Below are 19,742 nucleotides of genomic sequence, written 5' to 3' on the forward strand. Positions count from 1 at the left end.
TGCCTAGCCTCGCGGAGTACTAGTGACGTGCCGGACACGTCTTGCTTTCGCGTCAATGCTCGCCCTCCGGTGCGATGAGCTGATATAGGGGATTTCTTGATGCGGCGCTTCGTGTTTCGATACCTGCCGCAGTGACGTAGCGTTGAGACGTAGTCATCGATTCGTGGCCGAGCAACTTCATCAGGGTGTATACGCTGACGTCCGAACTTGCCAATTCAGTCGCATAAGTGTGCCGCAAGCCGTGTACGAGAGCTCCCGGCACAGGTTGTGCGTCAGGTCCGGCACGCTTGAAGGCTCGCTTGATCCGGGATTGCAGCGTTCCGCGCGTGATTCGGTCGCCGTCGCGGCCGACGAATAGCGGTGACCGCGACGGCCAGCGAGCCAGCCCCGTAACACCCACATCTACTTTGCGTTTAGTGGTGTCGGGAAATCTCGTCGCACGAGTATCCAAGTATGTATCAACTACCGCCAGCAATGCAGCCTCTATCGGGACGCTGCGTTCCTTTCCGCCTTTACCCTTGACGCGGATGACGGCACTGCCGTCATCGACGGTGCGAACGTCGCCAACATCGAGCTGGCGAATCTCGTCCGCGCGCAGCCCCGCCAGCAAAGCCGTGAGCATTAGTGCGAGATCCCTTTCAGCCCAATCGGTTACCCGTTTCGAGTCCGTGTCCTGTGTCACCGCCTGCAGGAGAGCGTCGACGACCGGCCGGGGGAGAGCTTTGGGAAGCGACTTCGGAAGCTTGGGGCGTCCAACCAGCATCATGGGATTAGATGTGATCTGCTCGTTAGCGTAGAGGAAGGTGCACAACACATTCCAGGTCGACCAGCAGCGGCGAACGGACGCTGCTTCACGATCCGACGCGTACTTGGCAAACGCTCCGCGCACCAAATCTCTAGTTATGTCGGATGCAGTCAGCGAGACGGGATCGCCGCCGGTGACGAGAGACGCGATGGCGATAAAGTCCTGCTTATAGGCTTTCATTGTGTGAGGCGAGGGCTTTCGCGCTTGCCGGTCGTTGAGGAAGTCCGTGAACCAAGCCGGGAACAAATCCGACGACGCCGATTCGGTCACGCCGCGACCACGTCGAGCGCAGCGTTTGGGAGATCGGGCACGAGATTCACCCTAACAATATTTGGTGGATAATCAACATTATCCATCAAGAATGCCGATACTGCAGTGCGGCAGTGACTTTCCTGAGACCATGTAGGCGGGGAAGTGTCACAGTGACGGAATGGTCATCACTCGAAACTCGTCGTAGACTCACCGGCATGGTGGCGTGGATTCAGGCGGCGAGGCCTTCGACCTGGTCGCGTTGCTCAACGCCAGCGACCTCACGCCCAAAGACCGCCGGATGGTTTTCGATGTCATCGTTAACGGCACGATCGAGGGGGCGATACCTGACCGCGAGACCGTTCTGGAACTCATCGAGCTGGTTGCAGCGCGAATCAGTGGCGACGGGTACCGGCAGCGCATCATCGACCGGTTACACCAGGACTCAGTGGCCGGCCGCGTGGCCGTGGCTCTGAGAACAGGGTGATTATTGTGAGTGGCGAACGTTCAGGCCGTACCAACGACCAAGACGCTGGCCCGTCGGCGCTCGGCCCCAAGACGTGGAGACGCTGGAACGACATTGCCGACATCTTCAACGGACCTGAGGACTCCAACTGGGCATCTGATCGCGACCTTGTTTCTGGCAGATTCGCGCTAGGGCTGTCCGGCGCTGCCAGATGGTCGTGGATTCGGCCAGATTTGGCCTGCCGAACTGGCGGCCACCACAAAAACACGGGTATAGACCAGGCGCTACGCAACTGTCAGATGGCTCTGGAAAACAGGACAGATTCGGACAGCTCTCGCGTTTTCCCGGATTACTGTCAACAAGTTCTGGATCGAACACAAAACGCCGATAATGGCCGTGGCACGCCATTGCGCACCAGTATCAAAACGCCGATAATCGACATTATGTCAGTTTAATGTCGCCGTTTTCATTGGATGAATCAGGGACGCTTTGAGCATCCCTCACCCGCCGGGTTAGGTCGAGTTGTCCAAAGCACCCCGACGCCAACAGGTTTACCGCAAATCACCGCGATCTCTCAAGCCGACGAGGGACACGTATCGCGTTGGGCAAAGACCCTGTCCACGTTCCGGAGCCATTCGCCTCCCACCTCAACTACCACCTACGCCATCGCCCCAATCTGCGCACTGCCGGCGGAACCCGTTGGCACACCCTGGCTCTTCACAAGCAACCGGCCAGGCCGACACATTGATCCGCAGGCCATAATGATGCGGCTGCGGGCGCTCGGCATCGACCTGCAAGGGGCACGAAACACCGCCCTACAGACACTCGTCTCCGAGATCCCCGCGCCCCTAGCCGCCGAAATGCTCGGTTACAGCGACAAAGTCACCCAAAAACACGCAGCAGAAGCCGGCAACACCTGGGTGAACTACGTGCGCCGCTGACTCACGCCCGAACAAGCTGACTCGACAGGAACCTTCAACTTGTCAATGTGCCAGGAGTTTGCGCAGTCGATGCCAGGCGTCGAAACCGTAGCCTGCCCACACGCAGCGAAGAAGTCACCAGGCGCAAGTCTAGGCTGGCTGCAGCGTCCGCTCGATCTGCTTAGACCTCGGCGCTGAGTCGCTTAATTGCGAAGACTCCGCCGATCAGAAGGTCGCCATTGTCGAGCACCGTGGTGATGCCGCCCAACGCGTTCCAGCGGCGGCTGTCGTCGGGGAATATCCAGCGTTGCTTGAGTTCGCCGGTCAACCAGTCCAGACCGACGTACTGGTAATCGCCGTGGTCCTTGTGGGCGCAGTACATCAGACCCGTGGCCGCGGAGACGACGGGAACCATGATGTCCGAGTTGTCGATCTCGTTGTTGATCCAGGACTCCATGAAGCGCCGGTCGTCGGGATTCCAGATGAACTTCTGCACCCCGCGAGGTGCAGGACGGGTCACACCTGCGGTGAAGGCATTGGGTAATCCGGGCGTCGGCACCGGGTCTGGGTAAGAACCGTTGATGACCGCAACGCCATAGCCGAGCACATTGGCCGACGGCTCAATCGTCAACTGGGAGATCGCGATCCTCGCCTGATCAGCGATGCGCCGCGACTTCGTGCCGGGGCGCTGCTCGAAGTCGGCTGGGATGTCGTCGCGCCAGAACCCCACCAGGTTGGTGCCACCTCGGGCCGCGTCGGCGATAACCACCAGTTTGTCCGGGTCATCGCCAAATCCCATGAGCGACGGGGTGGTTCCTGAACCTCGCGAGATGGACCCGGCCGCCAGTGCCTCGTCATCGGGAATCCACTCGTACCCCGATTCCCACGCGCCGTCAGCCTCATCAGTCGACAGCGTCTCGCCATTCCAGATCACCTTGAGCATGCGTCGGGAGGTCACGACGTAAACGCCGTTGTGCTCGTCGATGACGATGCTGTTATCGACGGCCTCGCCGGGAAAGGTGACGAAGTCCTCAACATTCAGGTCGCGGTCCAGGACCACCAGTGCGCCGGGCGCGGCGGCGGCGATGAAGCCGTCGTAGGTCATGTTCAGCCCGATGATGCGGGTGACGGCCTTGGCTGCCTCCTCGGGCAGTGCGTCGGCGACGTTGACTGATTTCACCACGCGGACCGGGCCGTCGACCACATTGTCATCGCTGGTCTTGAGGACTTGATTGGCGCCGAAGACGCAGTAGTGGTTGCCGTCGCGGTCGAACAGGTTGTACACCCCGTTGATTCCGGCTTCGAAGGTCACGCCTAGTCTTTCGACTCCCCCGATGGCCGCCAACAGTGCAGTGTCATCTACAGCGCGGCGAGCCTCATCGACCTCGGCCAGCACCCGGTTGATCGCCTCGTCCGTCGCCGACGCGGCGCTGTCCTCGTATCCCGGATACGGGGTGAAGGAGATCGCGTCCAGTGCGTTGCCGGTAAGCCGTAATTTGAGGATGCCGAGCGTTCCGCTGGCGAAAGCGACGGTATCGGAGCCGATGTTCTTGACCGCCGGGTTGGACACCATGACGTTCGTGACCGCCTTGACATCACGATCACGGACAAGTTTGCGTCCGACTGACGGCCCGGCCGGAAGAACCGAATCCGTTGCGCCGGAGTTGAAATGAGAGGTGGGATACACGCTTTCGGTCAACCATGGATTGCAGGCAGGCATGGACGGCGTAGACACGGACGCGTCACCAGTCATCTCTCGATGGTCCCACTCCGCGCTCCACAGGAGACACAAATCGGCGACATCCGCACGGCTTCGCGACATCGCCGCCCAATCGCCAACGGAGTCGGGCACCTCTCGCTTGATTCAGCAACACGGCCACTCCTGAACCGGATGTAAACCCATCCACAAGAGGAATACGGCGGGTTACCAGTACAAGCCACCGTGTTCATCGACTGAATCCTCCCCGGTCAGGACAGTCTGGCCTCCCACGGACCCGAATCAAACACCAGCTTTTCAGCAACTGGTGGTCGCGACGGACGGGTGTTTAACTCTGCAACCGTCGGACATCGAGAGCGGTCTCGATCGCCGCGCTGCCTCGCTGTTCGACGAAATACGCTCCGGCTGTGCAGTTTTCCGCGACCGCTTCCACGAGTCGAGTGCCGCGGTAAACAAGGCCCGCACCGTCATCGGTGGCAAACGCGGGTGGGAGAACTCCGGCCCCAACCAATTCATGCAACAGCGGCCGTCGTTGGTCTTCGGAGTCATAGTGCACACCGTTGGCATAAGGCAGGAATCCCAGCGCGTTCGTGACAGGCTGTAGTTGCGGGCCGAACGAATCGGTGGTGCCCCCGGCGTGCCAGCAGATCGAGCCGGCGGAGATGCTGGTCAATACCACCCCGGACCGCCACGCCGTGCGTAGCGCTTCGTCAACGCCGTGCAGCCGCCACATCGCCAGCAGGCCCGCGACGCTGCCGCCGAACACCCACACCACATCCTGCTCCAGCAGATGCGCGGTGACATCTTCGATTGTGGGCATCGGGAACAACGCCAGGTGTGACGGAATGTAGCCACGGACCTGGGCGGCCTCTGTGAGGTAGTGCAGCACCGCTTTGTCATCACCCATCGCCGTGGCTAACAGGCAGACGCGCGGCGGCCGCCCGGTAACACCGGAAAGCTCAACTGCGTAGTCGGTCAAGGCGGTGAACTCGAACCGCGTGCGCTGACCCGCGCCTATTCCCCCACTGGTCGCCAGGATCGTCGGTGCGTCTGCAGACATGGTCTCGACGGTAGGCGCACCGTCCGCTGGCGGGCAATCCAGTTTGGTCGGCTGACCATTCCGTGCGGAGGCACCCTCTGTAGGGTCTCCGCACACCTACGGAAGCAGCAGAACCATATTGCGGTGCAACGGAGTACGATTTCTCCATTGGCAGAGCGCCAAGCGCGTGAAGATCGCAATCAGCGCTGCGGCGAATCCGATAGCCGGAGCCCACGTCGCCCCGAACCCGATCAAGACGCTGTAGCCAAATGCCACCCCGCCCGCCAATAGCAACAGCCGCGGCAGTGTCCACTGCGTGGGTGCGCGTAGTTGGGTGGAGAGCAGCACGCCCAGTGTCAAGGCGGTGACGTGCCCGGCGGCGGTGAAGTCGAAACTCTCCGATGCGGTCGCAACGACGAAGGCGTTGGCAAGCCAGAAACTGACCCAAGGTAGCCGCCACCAGGCGGGAATTGCGGCGGTTAGAGCGCCCAGTACGGCAGCGGCGCCGTAGCTGATGCCGACATCGCTGGCGTCGGCGATCGAGGCCGGCAGCCAACCCGCCAGAATCGCGATGGCGAGCGCGGCGGCGACGATCAGGGTTGCCCCGATGTGGCCGAGCGTGAACGCGACGACCATACCCTTTCCGCGCCAGAGCAATTCGCCCAGAGCCAGCAGGCATACCAGCCCCGGCAGCCAGACATAGATGTCGTTGTCGGCGGTGACGAAGGCGCTGCCGATCAGGGTGCCAAACTGACCGCGTGCCAGGTTGTGCAGGTTGGTGCTCAAGTGGTCGATCACCCGGCCCTGTACTTGCGGGCCCACCGCAACCAAGGTGACGGCGACGACCAGCAGCACCAAAGCGTAGATGGCAGTGAAACGCACCACGGCGAGGCTCGACAACACGCGCGACATAGATGTCCACCGTGCCAACACGGCATTACGGCAGTGAGTCAACCATGGTAATTCGGCGAAAGATCGTATGTCCGGCGCGGCGACCTGGGCGCTCAGCGCGGCCCGACTGTTCGGGCGGTATCGCCTGGGTGGACACTATGACGTGGCCCTTTCTGCAACAGTATTCAAAGTCGAACTCGGCGTCTCTGATATCGATCACGGCTACTACGCCGACCACGCGCTGACAGTGGCCCGTCATCCCAGTGAGACCGACGAGCGGATGGTGGTGCGGTTGTTGGCTTTTGGGCTTCGCGCACACCGACTCAGCGACATCGACGGTGAGCTGGCGTTCGGGCCGGGCCTGTCCACCCCTGGCGTACCGGACTTACGGCTCGCGGACTACACCGGCCGGACTCTGGAGTGGATCAACGTCGGCCAGCCCGACGAACGCGTCTTGGGCAAGGCGGCCAGCCAGGCCGACCAGGTGCTGCTGTTCCCGTTCGCTGCCGGCGTGGCCACCTGGTGGCGCACCGTCGGCCCCAAAGTGGCGGGGCTGCCGAACCTGTCGGTGGTGCAGATCCCGCACGCCGCGGTGCAGCAACTGGCCCAGACCGTCGATCGACGAATCTCGGCGCAGGTGATGGTGATTGAGGGTCAGGTGACGATGACCGTAGGCAGCGTCGACGTCACGTTCACGCCCGAGCCATTGGGCTGAACGCCCCGTGCCAGGATCGGGATATGAAGAAGAACCCGACCCGGCTGATCCCCAGAGGTACCGACGAATCGCGCCACGTGGTCGAACGGGTCCAGCTCGTCATGGACCTGACGTCGCAGCTGAACGTTCTTCGGCACTCGGATGTGGACGGTCGCAACTCGTTGCTGAAGGAAATCCTGGGGCAATCGCTGCCGGAGACCACCACGATCTATCCGCCGTTTTATTGCGACTACGGCCTCAACCTGCGTCTGGGCGACCGCGTGTTCGTCAACCAGAATTGCTCGTTCTATGACCTCGGGGGCATCACGATCGGCGACCGCACAATGATCGGGCCAGGCGTCACGCTCTGCACTGCCGGCCATCCCGTCGAACCGGCGGCCCGGTTCGACGGCATCACAGTGGCCGCGATCGATGTTGGGACGAACGTGTGGATCGGGGCCAACTCGACTATCGCTCCCGGTGTCACGATCGGTTCGGGATCGGTCGTTGCCGCGGGCGCGGTTGTGGCAACCGATGTTCCGCCGAACTCACTCGTCAGCAGCGCTGGTCACGTGCGGCGACGCGAGCTTGGCGATGCTGACGCGCTAAAAAGGCTCGGCGACAGCTCTTTCCAGTAAACAGTCACGGTACTCGGGCGCACGTGAGCGTCGCTCGAGTACCGTGACTGCGTCGTTATGTCGCTTCTGGTTGCATCAAGGAACCGAAACGCAACCCACACCGGGCACGCAACCTCCGCCGCCGCCGGGACCACCGCCGCCCGACGGACCGCCGGGAATGCTGCCTCCGCCGCCGCCGGGTCCCCCACTGCCGGTCGGGCCGCCGGGGATGGATCCACCGCCACCTCCGGGTCCACCGCCACCCGTGGGTCCCCCTGGGATGCTGCCTCCGCCGCCACCGGGTCCCCCACTGCCTGTTGGGCCTCCGGGGATCGAACCGCCGCCGCCTTCTGAACCGCCGCCGCCCGTGGCACCGCCCGGCGTAGTGCCGGGAGACGTCGTTACAGCTGTCGTAGTCGGCGTCGTCACCGTCGTAGTCGATGTGGTGGACGTTGTCGGTTTGCTGCCGTCGTCGGAGCCGCATCCCGTGGCCAGAGGAAGTACCGCGACGCCGGCGATGAGGCCGACCCACGCCGGGTGCCTACGCCGAGCTCGGGATCCCGCAGGGATGCTCGTGTCAGCTGTCAACGTCATGGTGGTGTTTGCCTCCCTCTCGAGAGTCGTTTCGGTGTTCCCCGATATCGAGACTTCTAATCCTCAGCGCCCCAAATAGTGCTCGGCCGGCGTCATGACGGAAGTTTGCATGCGAGTACTTCGACATTCTCAATTGCAGGTGACACGGTGAACAGTTCCTCAGCGCGGTGCGTGAGTTCCGTGCCCACGCCGCCCGCCAGGTGTGCCTGCCGGCCGGCGTCGTCGGGAAAAACGTCAAAGATGCCGAACGTCGACGCATCGAACTGCACAGCGAACCAGGCTCGGGTCTCGGGCTCCTGCTCGACTATCGCCTGTGCGTCAGCCAAAAACTGAGCAACTTCTGCCTCTTTGCCCGGTCGTGCGTGTACCCGAACCAACAGCCCTGCTCGTATCATCACTTCTCCTTCGGTTGTGCGCCGCGCAGTGAGCCGACCTCGGTGATCGCATAACACGCGTAAACACCGATGGGGCTACCCTGGCCTGGGCCGGGCAAAACTCCGCGTCCGCAGCGCCCGCTGTTGGATCACTCGGTGACGCGGTAGCGGAGGTGGGCAACGCCGGGGGCTTGCAGCACGCGCTCGAGCTCCAATTTCGTTGTGTCGGGCTGGAATCCGTCGAACAGGCGCTCACCCGAGCCCAGGATGACCGCCGACACCTGCAGGTCGATCTCGTCGACCAGGCCCGCCTTGATCGCTTGACGTGCACACGATGCACCGCCGGCGATCGAAATGTCCTTCCCGCCGGCGGCCGCCTGCGCTTGTGCGTAAGCGGATTCGATGCCGTCAGTGACGAAGTGGAACGTCGTACCGCCCTTCATCTCGATCGGGTCGTGGGCGTAGTGCGTGAGCACGAACACCGGGCAGTGATACGGCGGGGTGTCGCCCCACCAGCCGCGCCAGTCCGAACCGCGCCATTCGCCGCGCACCGGCCCGAACATGTTGCGGCCCATGATGGTTGCGCCCATGCCATCCAGCATCTCGGACATCACCTGACGGTTGACCGGGTGATCCCTGCTGGGGCCGATGTGCCAATCATGGAGGGCGAGCCCACCCACCCCGATCGGATTCTGTTCGGTCTGATCGGGCCCGGCGACGTACCCGTCGGCCGAGATGGACATCGAGAGGTTGGTTCGCGCCACGTCAAGTTCCGTTCCGTCGGTTCATCGGTTGCCTCTGTTCAATAGAGACCCCTGCGCCGCCGGAAACTCATCGAAGAACGGGAGCCAATCGCGATGCCGCTACTCAAGCGCCGCGCGCGAGCGCATCCACCACCGCCGACGAGAACGCCGGCAGGTCATCAGGGCCACGGCTGGAGATCAGGTTCCCGTCGATGACGACCTCGCGGTCCACCACGGTCGCTCCCGCGTTCTGTAAATCGATTCGAAGGCTGGGGAACGATGTCAACGTTCGGACTTTGGCGACGCCGGCATCGATCAACGTCCACGGGCCGTGGCAGATAACGCCCACGGGCTTGCCGGATTGGACGAAGTCGCGGACGAACTTCACCGCCTCATCGTCGGCACGCAGTTTGTCGGCATTCACTGTGCCGCCCGGGATGAGCAGCGCATCGAAGTCGTCAGGTGTTATGTCGGCGACCAAACGTTCCACGGCCTCAGTACCGCCGGGGTTCAGGTCGTTGTCACGCATGTCGATGGAACCCTCTTGCAGCGAGACCAGTTCGGTGCTGGCACCCGCGGCTTGCACAGCGTCTCGAGGCTCTTGCAGCTCCCGGCGTTCGACGCCGCTGGTGGCGAGGATGGCCACCTTCTTGCCCTCGAGCGGCGCAATACTCTCGTCCAGATTCTGTTCGGCTTGCTCGGCGTAGTCGGCCAGTTCGGCGATCGATTCATCGCCTTCCTCAGCGCGCATCGTCAACTCCTTGCCTGCGCCGCCGCGTCTGGCGGCATCGCTCGGCTGGGTACCCGGGTATGCCCTGGCCGAAACCGTCCGCCATCCACGTGGCCGTCACCTGTTGTGTCCTGCCGAAACACTCGTTGCCACAACCACTTCTACGCATCTTTACACGGTCGAAATCAGTTGGACCGGCCGATCCGGAATAAACCGGCAAGCCATGACCTTGGCTCAAGAGTCGCCCCTTCCCCGACCAAGGAGCATCCATGACTCGTCCCGTCCGCGTCGCTGTACAGATCCAGCCCGGCGGCACGCCCGACTACGCCACGTGGCGCGACGCCGTCGTGGCCGCCGACGACCTCGGCGTCGACGTGATCTTCGGCTACGACCACTTCCACCGCCCGGCGATGAAGGGCATCGTCGACGGCAAACCCGTCCTGTTCGACGAGCAACCCGACGTCGCCAACTTCGAGGGATGGACCGCCCTCGCATCATGGGGCGAGATCACCTCGCATGCCGAGATCGGGCTCCTCGTCACCGGCGTCGGCTACCGCAACGCGGACCTGTTGGCCGACATGGCGCGTACCGTTGACCACATCAGCGGTGGTCGTCTCATCCTCGGCCTGGGCGCCGGGTGGTACGAAAAGGATTACACCACTTATGGTTACGAATTCGGCACCTTCGGTTCCCGCTTCGATCTGTTCGATGAGAGTCTGATTCGCATCGAGAACCGACTCGCCGCCCTGATCCCGCCGCCCGTCCGCAAGATTCCGATCCTCATCGGCGGCACAGGGCCCAAGCGCTCGTTGCCCGCTGTCGCGAAGCACGCCGACATCTGGCACGCATTCCAGGACCTCGATGCGTTCCGCAAGTCCAGCGACCGCGTCGACGAACTCGCAGCGACGTACGGCCGCAACGGTTCTGACATCGAACGCTCGACGCTGTGGACCAACGCCGACGCTGCCGATGCCTTCCGGGAGGCCGGCGTCACGCTGTTCCAGACCGAACTGACGGCCGACAACGCTTACGACCTCGGTTCCCTGAAAGAAATCCTGTCCTGGCGCGACAACGGGTGAACACGATCAAACCCACGTCGCCACATCAGGTCGTCGAGAAGTAGTGGCCGTTGTCCAGATCGTCGAGCAGGTTCGGCCCAGCGGGTTTCCAGCCCAGCGTCTGACGGGTGATGAGGTTGGATGCCGGGTAGTTTTTCGTGACGAGGCTCGCGAGGAACCCGAAGTACCCCGGTACCATCAGCTCGTCCACGGGAACACTCACGGCTGGCAGGCCCAGTCGGTTACCGATGGCCTCGGCGATATCGCGGAACGGGATGCCCTCTTCGGCAATCGCGTGCCAATATCTGCCCGCCGGACCCTTCTCCAGCGCCAGGCGGAACACGGAAGCGGCGTCGCGGATGTGGACGGCGCACCATAGGTTCGCGCCGTCTGCCGGATAGCCGACGAAGCCCTTATCCTTCGCGAGCGCGATCAGAACGGGCAGGAAACCTGCACCATCGGTCGCGCTGTGCGCGATGAGCGGAAGCCGGACGATCGACGATCGCACTCCCCTGTCGGCGAGGCCGACGACGGTGCGTTCCACTGCGTTACGAACACGCAGAGTGCCTTTGTCATCGTCGCCGCTGGGAAGGGCCGGGTCGTCCTCGGTGGCGGGCCGGCCCATGCCCTGTCCGGGGCCGCCGATACTGCCCGCCGCGACGAGCGGTTTTCCGGTGCCCTCGAGTACCTCGCCATACGCCAGCATGATCGGCAGCTCCGCGGCGGCCACGGCGTCCATCCCGCCGGTCGGAAGCAGGTCTTGCCGGTGCGCGACGTGGACGACGCCGTCTGAGTCGGCGGCTGCCTCCTTGAGCCCGTCGAGATCCTCGAGGCTGCCGCGATGCACCTTCGCGCCGAGCGCCGACAGGGCCGCCGCAGCCGTGTCCGACCGGGCCAGGCCGGTGACCTCGTGTCCGGCGGCGATGAGTTCAGGGATGATGTGCGAACCGGCGTGGCCAGTGCCGCCGGTGATGAAAACGCGCATGTTGCAATCCTTTTGAGTAGTGGTTAGTTGAGAACGTTGACGCCGAGGAAGAAGTTGGTGTGCTCGACAGAGTGGGTGATGAGGGCTATTTCCAGCAGACCCGCGTTCTCCAGCGCCCGCGCCATGAGGAGCGGTCCGGCGTCCATCGGGCGCAGCCCCATGCTTTCGACGAACGTCGACACGTCGTCTTTTGCCTGCGCGTCGTCGCCTGCGATGAACACGTCCACCGGGCGGCCCTCCGTTGAGCCGGCGGTCAGAACGTTGGCGAACAGGGTGTTGAACGCCTTGACGACGCGCGCGCCCGGAGCGGCGGCCTTGGCGATCTCCTGTGCGCCCGAACTGCCCTCGGGGGTGACGAAGCCGGTGAGATCGGGAGTGACGGGGTTGGTGATGTCAACGATGACCTTGCCGCGCAGGGCATCTCCGTACTCGTTGACGACGGTTGCCGCACTGGCGTAGGGCACGGCGAGGACGACGATGTCCCCCGCCGGTTCGGCACCGGCCGTCCCGGCGGTGGCCCCGTCCAGCTCGGCGGCCAACTCGCCGGCCTTAGCCTTGTCGCGGCCGATGATCTCGACTGTGTTGCCGCCGGCGAGCGCCCGGGCTGCCATGGCTCTGGCCATGTTCCCCAGACCGATGATGCTGATGCTGCTCATGAAATATCCCTTTGCGACTGACGTAGAAAAAGGTTGACTCCTCAACCATAAACATTTTATTGGTGACGCGTCAACCAAGTGGGTTAGCATGGTCAGCGATGAAACCGAACTGGCTGAACGCTCGTGAAGACCGCGCCTGGCGTGCCTTCATACACGCGCATCAGCAGATCGAATTCCACCTGAATCGGCGCCTGCAGGCATCGGGCCTGTCCGGGTCTGACTACGAGGTTCTGGCGGCACTCTCGGCGGTCGACGGGGGCCGCATGCCCGCTCACGCCCTCTGTAACGCGCTGAACTGGGAGAAGAGCCGTCTCTCTCACCAGTTGCGGCGGATGCAGAAGGACGGGCTGATCGACCGCGAACCCAACCCTGATGACGCCCGCAGCACCATGGTCTGCTTACTGCCGGCCGGTCGCGCTGCTATCGAGAAGGTGGCGCCCAGGCATGTGGACGACGTCCGCCGCAACTTCATCGACTTGTTCACCCCGACTGAGCTCGACACGCTCGCAACCCTCAACGAGCGAATCCTGCATCACCTGGCCGCTACGACCGTCGACTCCCCCACCGACGACGAGCGGTCATAACCCCCCTGTGGCCGTAAGCGTTTCAGCGTTAGGACGCGGCTCCGGATCGGTTTAAGGGGTCCCGCCCGCGACGGTCGCTGGGGTCGCCGCGGGAATGGCCTGGTCGATGAGAACGGTCGCGATGGCAGCGGCCGTGGCAAAGGTTTCGGCGTTGAGGACCCGGTTGCGTGCCGAAGCGCCGTCGAGGAGTAGGGCCAGTTGTTCGCCGAGCTGTTCAGGGTTGGTGGCGCCGGCCTCGCGGGCGGTTTCGGCGAGCCGCGCAGCGAAAGCCTTCTTGTAGTCGCGGGCGTGTACGCGTGCCGGGTGGGCTGGGTCGTGGATTTCGACGGCCGCCGCGATGAACGGACAGAGCGGTCCGTGAAGGTCGAAAGCGGCGAGGAGCCGTTCGCGGGGTGTGAGGTCGGTGCGGTCGAACACCTCTGGCAAGACGTCGGGATCAAAGCGGCGTAGGTGTTCTGCGATCAGCTCATCCTTGCCGGTGAAGTGCTGGTAGAACGTGCGCTTGGACACCTGAGCCTCCGCGCAGAGCTGCTCCAGGCCAGTGCTGTTGATGCCTTGGTCGCGGAAGAGTCGTCGCGAAGCGCTGAGGATGCGCTCTCGCGCCCCTCTGCCGCGGCGCAGGCCTCGCGGCCCCTTCTCCACCTCCGTCACGTACTCAGCCTAGCCCAGTTGGGTACCGATCGGTGTGCATAGCTTGCGGGCTGTGCCGCTATTCGATACGTTAAGTACACCGATTGGGTTACATACTGATTCGATGATTGGACGGCTCATGGGAAAGCTCGAAGGCAAGGTCGCGGTGATCACCGGAGCGACAAGTGGCATGGCTCTCGCGGGTGCCAAATTGTTCGTTGAGGAAGGAGCTCACGTCTTCATTTCAGGCCGACGGAAGGACGAGCTCGAAGAAGCCGTCAAGGTGATCGGCCGGAACGTGACGGGGGTGCAGGGCGATGCGGCCAACCTCGATGATCTGGACCGATTGTTCGAGACGGTCAAACAGGAAAAAGGCGTGATTGACGTGTTATGGGCAAGCGCCGGAACGGGCCAGCAGAGCAGGCTCGGCGAGATCACCGAGGAGCACTTCGACGCCACATTCTCGCTGAATGCGCGCGGCACGCTATTCACCGTTCAGAAGGCGCTACCGCTGTTCAACGATGGAGGCTCGATCTTCATGACCGGATCGAACGCTTCGCTCAAGGGATACCCTGAGTGGAGCGTGTATGCAGCGAGCAAGGCCGTGCTTCCCGCCTACGCTCGGGTGTGGGTGTCGGAGTTGAAAGACAGGAAGATCCGGGTGAACGTACTGACACCTGGCCAGGTCGCCACGCCGAAACAGGAGGAGCTGTTCGACGAGGCGATGAAGGCACAGTTCGAATCCCTCATCCCGCGCGGAAAGATGGGCCGCCCCGACGAGATCGCGTCGGTCGCGTTGTTCCTGGCCTCGGACGACTCGAGCTACATCAACGGCGTGGAGTTGGTTGTCGACGGCGGCGTGGCGGCGATCTGAGTGGAGCAAGCTGCGATGGACGCGTTCGCCCCGCACCGAAAGACCGTGGAGTCCTTCGTCGACTGCATGCATCGCGGCGCCGATGAAGACGCTCTTTGCAGCGTCCTCGCCGAGGACGTGGTGTTGTACAGCCCACTCGCCCAAGAGCCACTCATCGGCCGCGGGGCAGTCCTGGAAGCCATCCGGACCGTCGGCGCGGCCGCGGCCGACCTCACCTACGTGGAGGTCCTCAGCGGAGAGACGCATCACGCCGCGTCCTTCCGGCTGCAGATCGACGACACCCTGGTCGACGGAATGGACTACTTCCTGCTGGACGCGGAAGGCAAGATCTCCGAGGTGACCATATGGTGGCGCCCGCTGCCGGCCGGCGTCGAGATGCAGCGGCACCTCACGGGTCTACTCGGCACGCCGTCCTGGAAACTTCTCACCGATACGGAGTAACGCTTCGTGCCCGACGTACCTACGGAGACTGGAACCGTTCGCGGCCAATGGGATAACGACGTCACGGTGTTCCGTGGGATCCCTTACGCCCAACCGCCCGTCGGGCCCTATCGCTTCGCACGACCTGCTCCGCCCGATCGCTGGGACGGTGTTCGGGACGCACTGCTGTTCGGCCCGTCGGCACCCCAAATTGGTGCGGCTGTCTCCGATGTCGACACGAACTGGCTGACGTTGAACGTGTGGTCACCAGACCTCGGCTCCGCAGGCCTACCGGTCATGGTGTGGATTCACGGCGGACGCTACCTGGAGGACGGCAGCGCCAACCCGCACTACAACGGCGCGACCCTTGCTGCGGCCGGCGTGGTGGTGGTGAGCGTGAATTACCGCGTCGGCTTCGAAGGCTTTGCGCATATCGCCGGCGCACCGAACAACCGCGGTCTGCTCGACCAGATCGCGGCACTCCAATGGGTCCACGACAACATCGCGGCCTTCGGCGGTGACCCCACCAACGTCACCGTCTTCGGTCAATCCGCCGGCGCCGGCAGTATTGCTGCCCTGCTCGCCATGCCGCCCAGTGCGGGTCTGTTCCGTCGCGCGATCGTCCAAAGCTTGCCGGGTACATTCTTCAGCGAGGAGCTCGCTGCCGGGATTTCCGCCCAAATTGCCGCGCAACTCGACGCACACACCACAGCTGTTGAACTGCAACATTTTTCACCACACGCTCTGGTAACGGCCAGCCATGCGTTACTGGCGAGGATGCCCGCCTTCGCCGACGCGTGGGGGCCCATGGCGCTCACCCCGACGCCGTTCTCCCCCGTCGTTGACAACGTGACTCTGCCCGATGCGCCCTGGCGCGCTCTGGCATCGGGAGCAGCCCGTGCCATTGATCTGCTGGTCGGACATACTCGCGACGAGTACTCCCTGTTCAATCCCCGGCGCGGGACACCGGTCACCGACGCGGACTTCGCCAGAACGGTCAATCGGCTCGCACCGGCAGCATGCCGGCCAGACGGCTATCGGACCGCTTTCCCGCGAGCCACCGTGTCACAGCTCTACGAAACCGTGAACGCCGACTGGCTGTTCCGGATGCCCAGCCAACACCTCGCCGATGCCCAACACGCCGGCGGCGGCACCGCGCGATTGTATGAGCTGGCTTGGAGCTTCAACACGGCCGAGGGCTCGTCCCACAGCCTCGACGTGCTGCTCGTGTTCGGCACGCTCAGCCACAGCGACATCATCAGCCGTCCAACCGCAAACCCCAATGCTGCCAACGAATATGACCAGGTCTCGCGAGCCATGCGCCGCGACTGGGTTGCCTTCGCGACCGACGGCGACCCCGGTCGGGTCACCTACGAGTCCACTGCACGCACCACTCGGATCTACGACACCCCCACCAGTGACCAGCCCTACCCAGAAGAAGCATCCCGCCGACTCTGGGCAAGCCACAGATTCGCCGCGCTCGGCGTCGTCACCTGACCGATGACGGCACTCTGCTCACCTCTGCCGGACGACGCGCCCCTCGTCCCACACCGGCACCGGCGATTCGACGATTTCGCCGTCCTCTTGGAAGATCCAGAATCGGTCGAAGTCGCGCGCGAACCATCGGTCGTGCGTCACGGCGATGACGGTGCCTTCGAACAGGGCGATCGACTGCTGCAGAGCCTCGGCCGATTCCAGGTCCAGATGGTCGGTGGGCTCGTCGAGCAGAAGCAGTGTGGCGCCGCCCAGTTCGAGCAGCAGAATCTGGAACCGCGCCTGCTGTCCGCCGGACAAAGAGTCGAAGACCTGCTCCGCGGCATGAGCGAGTTCGTAGCGCGCGAGCGCGCGTGTGGCCGCCTCACGGTCCCGTCCGTCGCGGCGACCGTCTCCGTGATGAAGGATCTCGAGCAAGGACCGGCCCGCAAGATCGGGGCGGCGTTGGGTCTGCGCGAACCATCCCGGACGGACACGTGCGCCGAGACGGACACGGCCCTCGTACGCGACGGGCTCGATCGGCAGATCGCCGGCGGGCTCGTGTTCCGGTTCGGGGTCGGTCCCTCCGGCTGCGAGTAGCCGCAGGAAGTGCGACTTGCCGGACCCGTTGGCGCCGAGTACGGCTATGCGGTCCCCGTACCACGCCTCGGCGTCGAACGGGAACATGAGATCGATCAGCTCCAACTGCTCGCAGACCACCGCCCGCTTGCCGGTGCGTCCGCCGGAAAGTCGCATCTGGAATCGCTGCGCGCGCGGGAGTTCGTGCGGCGGACCCGCTGTCTCGAAGCGTTCGAGGCGGGTCTGCGCCGCCTGGTACCGCGACGCCATGCCATCGTTGTTGGCCGCTTTCTGCTTGTACATCAGGACCAGCGCCTTGAGCTTTGCATGCTCCTCGTCCCAACGGCGGCGCATCTCGTCGAGCCGTTCGAAACGGGCCTCGCGCGCAACATGATAGGTGTCGAAGCTCCCAGGATGCGTCCATGCGGTGCTCCCTGCGGCGCCGAGTTCCAGGGTCACCACGGCCGTCGCTGAGCGCGCGAGGAGCTCACGATCGTGACTCACGAAAAGCACGCTCTTGCCGGACTGCCGCAGGCGGTCCTCGAGCCAGCGTTTGCCGGGTACATCGAGGAAGTTGTCTGGTTCGTCGAGGATGAGGAGCCCGTCGGTGCCTCGCAGCAAAGCTTCGAGTACGAGACGCTTCTGCTCCCCTCCCGACAGGGTCCCGACCGGGCGTGCTGCGGCGCGATCGAAAGCGATACCGAGCGCCGCATTGGTGCAGACGTCCCAGAACACTTCGATCTCGTAACCGCCGGCCTCGCCCCATCCGGCCAGCGCGTTCGCGTATTTCACCTGCGCGGCTTCGGTATTCGTCGTGCGCATGATGTGCTCCGCACGGTCTAGTCTCGCGGCTGCTTCGACCACGCGAGGCGGTGCGACTCCGAGCAGTAGATCGCGGACGGAATTGCCCTCGATGAACTGGCGCATCACCCCGATGCCTCCCGACTGAGCGATGGCGCCCTCGTCGGGTTCGATCTCGCCGAGCACGATCTTCAACAACGTCGATTTGCCCGCGCCATTGGCGCCGATCAGTGCGACTCGTTCACCGTCGCCGACGCGTAGCGAGACATTGTTGAGGAGCGGGCGGCCGTCCGGTAGGCCGTAGCTGATTTTTGACAGATCGAGATGAGCCACACAATCAACCTACAAATCGCTGAAAGCGATTTTCTGAGGAGATGTTTGATCATCGCGACGCCGAGCGGGCCATTTCCTTGGCGGGCCTCGATGCAGCCACCGTCGCGCCAGGAGCAGCGGGAATACCCACCCCAGCCAACCGGCAAGGCCGGCGATCACCCAGACGTAATGCTGCGGCCCGCCGTCGGGTACGTGGTCGCGCCACGGTTCCAATAGTGAGTCCAGCGCCGGAGCCCAGATTCTGTTGGTGATTACCGACAACGCCAGTGTCACGCTGTAGAGCATCCAGCGTCGGTGTGCACCGACCCGGCGTTGACGTGCCGCCGCAAACCCGGCCACAGTGGTCCACAGCCAGAGCACGCCGAGGGTGACATTGCTGGCCGCCAACACAGGACCGAACGGCGTCGCCGCCCCAATCACGATGGCGCACAACGCTGCTGGGATTGCCGATGCGGTGTACACCGTCCCGACCCGCCGATGCAGTACCAGGTGCCGTCGCGACCCCGGCCACAGCTGCACCAGCGCGCACACCATCACCACGCTGCCAAGCAGGACGTGCGCGACCAGCAACGGGTAGTGCAGCCCGAATGTGGCAGGTACCCGGGTGCCACCGGATAGGTATGGCGGTAGCGAGTGGGCCAGAAACACGACCACGACGAGGGTGACTGCGACGGCCGGCCCGAACCTGCGAGCCCATGCGTATGCCATACGCAATAGCGTATGACATACGCAGTGGGTTGTCGCTGGTCTAATCTGACCTTGATGACCACGCCCGAACCACAGCTGCCGCCGGCTCTGCGCCTGCTCTGGGAGCCGGACACCGTCGATCGACGATCGCGAGGACTCACTCGCGAGGCGATCATCTCTGCGGCAATCGAGGTGGCCGACGCCGACGGCCTCGGAGCGCTGTCGATGGCGCGAATCGCTGAGCGCCTCGGCTGCGGAACAATGTCGCTGTACCGGTATGTGACCAGCAAGGACGACCTGGTGACGTTCATGCTCTCGACCGCTCCCGGTCCACCACCGTCGACACCCGTCGATGCGAATTGGCATGTGGCTCTGCATAATTGGGCAATCGAACTGTGGAACGTCTACCACCGCCATCCATGGATCCTGCACACGGGCACGAGTGGGCCTCCCGCCGATCCCGGCCAGCTCGCATGGCTGGATGCAGGCCTGGCCGCCCTAGCGGACACCGGACTTTCAGAACGAGAGAAATTCTCCGCGTTGATAGCAGTCCTGCACTTCGTGCGGGGCGCTGCTGCGCTGGCCATCGACGCACAGCAAAACGACGGCACGCACTATCCAGCCCTGCTTCGGCAAGTCGTCACCTCAGCCCAGTTCCCGGCCCTCGCTACAGCGCTGCAGGGCGGAGTGTTCGACGAATATTCGGAGAGCCCGCTGGCCGACCTCGAGGCAGGCTTGGCTCAGCTGCTCGACGGCATCGCCGCTCGGATTACTCCCTAGGCCCCGATCGATGACCGCAGATCAACCAAGGGCAGCCCAGTTC

General features: G+C 63.7%; 22 protein-coding genes. 11 read left to right on the top strand and 11 right to left on the bottom strand.

The genetic code is table 11. The features are described from left to right. Positions 1-52: 52 nt before the first annotated feature. Positions 53-1,075, bottom strand: a complete 1,023-nt coding sequence (locus QRN63_RS10150; protein ID WP_285030661.1) for a tyrosine-type recombinase/integrase — start codon at positions 1,073-1,075, stop codon at positions 53-55. Between the two features lie 205 nt (positions 1,076-1,280). Between QRN63_RS10150 and QRN63_RS10155 the strand changes: the two genes are divergently transcribed. After that, positions 1,281-1,541, top strand: a complete 261-nt coding sequence (locus tag QRN63_RS10155) for a hypothetical protein (protein WP_285030662.1) — start codon at positions 1,281-1,283, stop codon at positions 1,539-1,541. A gap of 740 nt (positions 1,542-2,281) precedes the next feature. Then, positions 2,282-2,461 carry a hypothetical protein gene (locus QRN63_RS29715; RefSeq protein ID WP_285030663.1) on the top strand — a complete coding sequence of 60 codons (180 nt, stop codon included), beginning with the start codon at positions 2,282-2,284 and terminating at the stop codon, positions 2,459-2,461. 160 nt (positions 2,462-2,621) lie between these two features. Here QRN63_RS29715 and QRN63_RS10165 read toward each other — a convergent pair whose 3' ends face one another. From QRN63_RS10165 to QRN63_RS10175, 3 genes are all read right to left on the bottom strand, one after another. Continuing rightward, on the bottom strand, positions 2,622-4,139 hold the full coding sequence (locus QRN63_RS10165; RefSeq protein WP_285030664.1) for a hypothetical protein: 1,518 nt from the start codon (positions 4,137-4,139) through the stop codon (positions 2,622-2,624). Positions 4,140-4,485: 346 nt separating this feature from the next. Further along, on the bottom strand, positions 4,486-5,217 hold the full coding sequence (locus QRN63_RS10170; protein ID WP_285030665.1) for a Type 1 glutamine amidotransferase-like domain-containing protein: 732 nt from the start codon (positions 5,215-5,217) through the stop codon (positions 4,486-4,488). 96 nt (positions 5,218-5,313) lie between these two features. Beyond that, entirely contained in the window at positions 5,314-6,108 is a 795-nt protein-coding gene (locus tag QRN63_RS10175) for a rhomboid-like protein (protein ID WP_285030666.1), read from the bottom strand. 142 nt (positions 6,109-6,250) lie between these two features. On the opposite strand from QRN63_RS10175, the gene QRN63_RS10180 reads away from it, so the two are divergent. From QRN63_RS10180 to QRN63_RS29720, 3 genes are all read left to right on the top strand, one after another. Next, the gene (locus QRN63_RS10180; protein ID WP_267317493.1) at positions 6,251-6,802 is read left to right on the top strand and encodes a YaeQ family protein; all 552 of its coding nucleotides are present in this window, start codon (positions 6,251-6,253) and stop codon (positions 6,800-6,802) included. 23 nt (positions 6,803-6,825) lie between these two features. Beyond that, entirely contained in the window at positions 6,826-7,419 is a 594-nt protein-coding gene (locus QRN63_RS10185; protein ID WP_285030667.1) for a DapH/DapD/GlmU-related protein, read from the top strand. A gap of 740 nt (positions 7,420-8,159) precedes the next feature. After that, complete coding sequence (locus QRN63_RS29720) at positions 8,160-8,441, top strand: hypothetical protein (RefSeq protein ID WP_502888104.1); 282 nt, start codon at positions 8,160-8,162, stop codon at positions 8,439-8,441. A 74-nt stretch (positions 8,442-8,515) separates the two neighbouring features. Here QRN63_RS29720 and QRN63_RS10195 read toward each other — a convergent pair whose 3' ends face one another. Then, the gene (locus QRN63_RS10195; protein ID WP_285030668.1) at positions 8,516-9,130 is read right to left on the bottom strand and encodes a dihydrofolate reductase family protein; all 615 of its coding nucleotides are present in this window, start codon (positions 9,128-9,130) and stop codon (positions 8,516-8,518) included. A 103-nt stretch (positions 9,131-9,233) separates the two neighbouring features. Beyond that, the gene (locus QRN63_RS10200) at positions 9,234-9,860 is read right to left on the bottom strand and encodes a type 1 glutamine amidotransferase domain-containing protein (protein WP_285030669.1); all 627 of its coding nucleotides are present in this window, start codon (positions 9,858-9,860) and stop codon (positions 9,234-9,236) included. Positions 9,861-10,108: 248 nt separating this feature from the next. On the opposite strand from QRN63_RS10200, the gene QRN63_RS10205 reads away from it, so the two are divergent. Next, positions 10,109-10,918 carry an LLM class F420-dependent oxidoreductase gene (locus QRN63_RS10205; RefSeq protein WP_285030670.1) on the top strand — a complete coding sequence of 270 codons (810 nt, stop codon included), beginning with the start codon at positions 10,109-10,111 and terminating at the stop codon, positions 10,916-10,918. Positions 10,919-10,943: 25 nt separating this feature from the next. On the opposite strand, the gene QRN63_RS10210 is transcribed toward QRN63_RS10205, so the two are convergent. Both QRN63_RS10210 and QRN63_RS10215 read right to left on the bottom strand, forming a co-directional pair. Then, entirely contained in the window at positions 10,944-11,882 is a 939-nt protein-coding gene (locus QRN63_RS10210) for an SDR family oxidoreductase (protein WP_285030671.1), read from the bottom strand. A gap of 23 nt (positions 11,883-11,905) precedes the next feature. After that, the gene (locus tag QRN63_RS10215) at positions 11,906-12,538 is read right to left on the bottom strand and encodes an NADPH-dependent F420 reductase (RefSeq protein WP_285030672.1); all 633 of its coding nucleotides are present in this window, start codon (positions 12,536-12,538) and stop codon (positions 11,906-11,908) included. A 98-nt stretch (positions 12,539-12,636) separates the two neighbouring features. On the opposite strand from QRN63_RS10215, the gene QRN63_RS10220 reads away from it, so the two are divergent. Beyond that, on the top strand, positions 12,637-13,122 hold the full coding sequence (locus QRN63_RS10220; protein WP_285030673.1) for a MarR family winged helix-turn-helix transcriptional regulator: 486 nt from the start codon (positions 12,637-12,639) through the stop codon (positions 13,120-13,122). Between the two features lie 51 nt (positions 13,123-13,173). On the opposite strand, the gene QRN63_RS10225 is transcribed toward QRN63_RS10220, so the two are convergent. Then, on the bottom strand, positions 13,174-13,773 hold the full coding sequence (locus QRN63_RS10225; protein WP_267317502.1) for a TetR/AcrR family transcriptional regulator: 600 nt from the start codon (positions 13,771-13,773) through the stop codon (positions 13,174-13,176). Positions 13,774-13,891: 118 nt separating this feature from the next. Here QRN63_RS10225 and QRN63_RS10230 point away from each other — a divergent pair, with 118 nt between their 5' ends. From QRN63_RS10230 to QRN63_RS10240, 3 genes are read left to right on the top strand one after another with little or no spacing between them, the layout of a single operon-like run. After that, positions 13,892-14,626: an SDR family NAD(P)-dependent oxidoreductase gene (locus QRN63_RS10230; RefSeq protein ID WP_267317503.1), complete on the top strand. Its 735-nt coding sequence runs from the start codon at positions 13,892-13,894 to the stop codon at positions 14,624-14,626. 15 nt (positions 14,627-14,641) lie between these two features. Then, a complete protein-coding gene (locus QRN63_RS10235; RefSeq protein WP_285030674.1) occupies positions 14,642-15,067 on the top strand; it encodes a nuclear transport factor 2 family protein in 426 nt (141 codons plus the stop codon). Positions 15,068-15,073: 6 nt separating this feature from the next. Next, positions 15,074-16,543 carry a carboxylesterase/lipase family protein gene (locus QRN63_RS10240; RefSeq protein ID WP_285030675.1) on the top strand — a complete coding sequence of 490 codons (1,470 nt, stop codon included), beginning with the start codon at positions 15,074-15,076 and terminating at the stop codon, positions 16,541-16,543. Positions 16,544-16,561: 18 nt separating this feature from the next. Here QRN63_RS10240 and QRN63_RS10245 read toward each other — a convergent pair whose 3' ends face one another. Next, positions 16,562-18,232, bottom strand: coding sequence for an ABC-F family ATP-binding cassette domain-containing protein (locus tag QRN63_RS10245; RefSeq protein WP_285030676.1), 1,671 nt, complete (start codon positions 18,230-18,232; stop codon positions 16,562-16,564). Between the two features lie 9 nt (positions 18,233-18,241). Next, positions 18,242-18,940: a DUF2306 domain-containing protein gene (locus QRN63_RS10250; RefSeq protein ID WP_285030677.1), complete on the bottom strand. Its 699-nt coding sequence runs from the start codon at positions 18,938-18,940 to the stop codon at positions 18,242-18,244. A 54-nt stretch (positions 18,941-18,994) separates the two neighbouring features. Here QRN63_RS10250 and QRN63_RS10255 point away from each other — a divergent pair, with 54 nt between their 5' ends. Continuing rightward, on the top strand, positions 18,995-19,699 hold the full coding sequence (locus QRN63_RS10255) for a TetR/AcrR family transcriptional regulator (protein ID WP_285030678.1): 705 nt from the start codon (positions 18,995-18,997) through the stop codon (positions 19,697-19,699). The last annotated feature ends 43 nt before the right edge of the window (positions 19,700-19,742 follow it).

The organism is Mycolicibacterium sp. lyk4-40-TYG-92 (assembly GCF_030209435.1).
Classification (GTDB): domain Bacteria; phylum Actinomycetota; class Actinomycetes; order Mycobacteriales; family Mycobacteriaceae; genus Mycobacterium.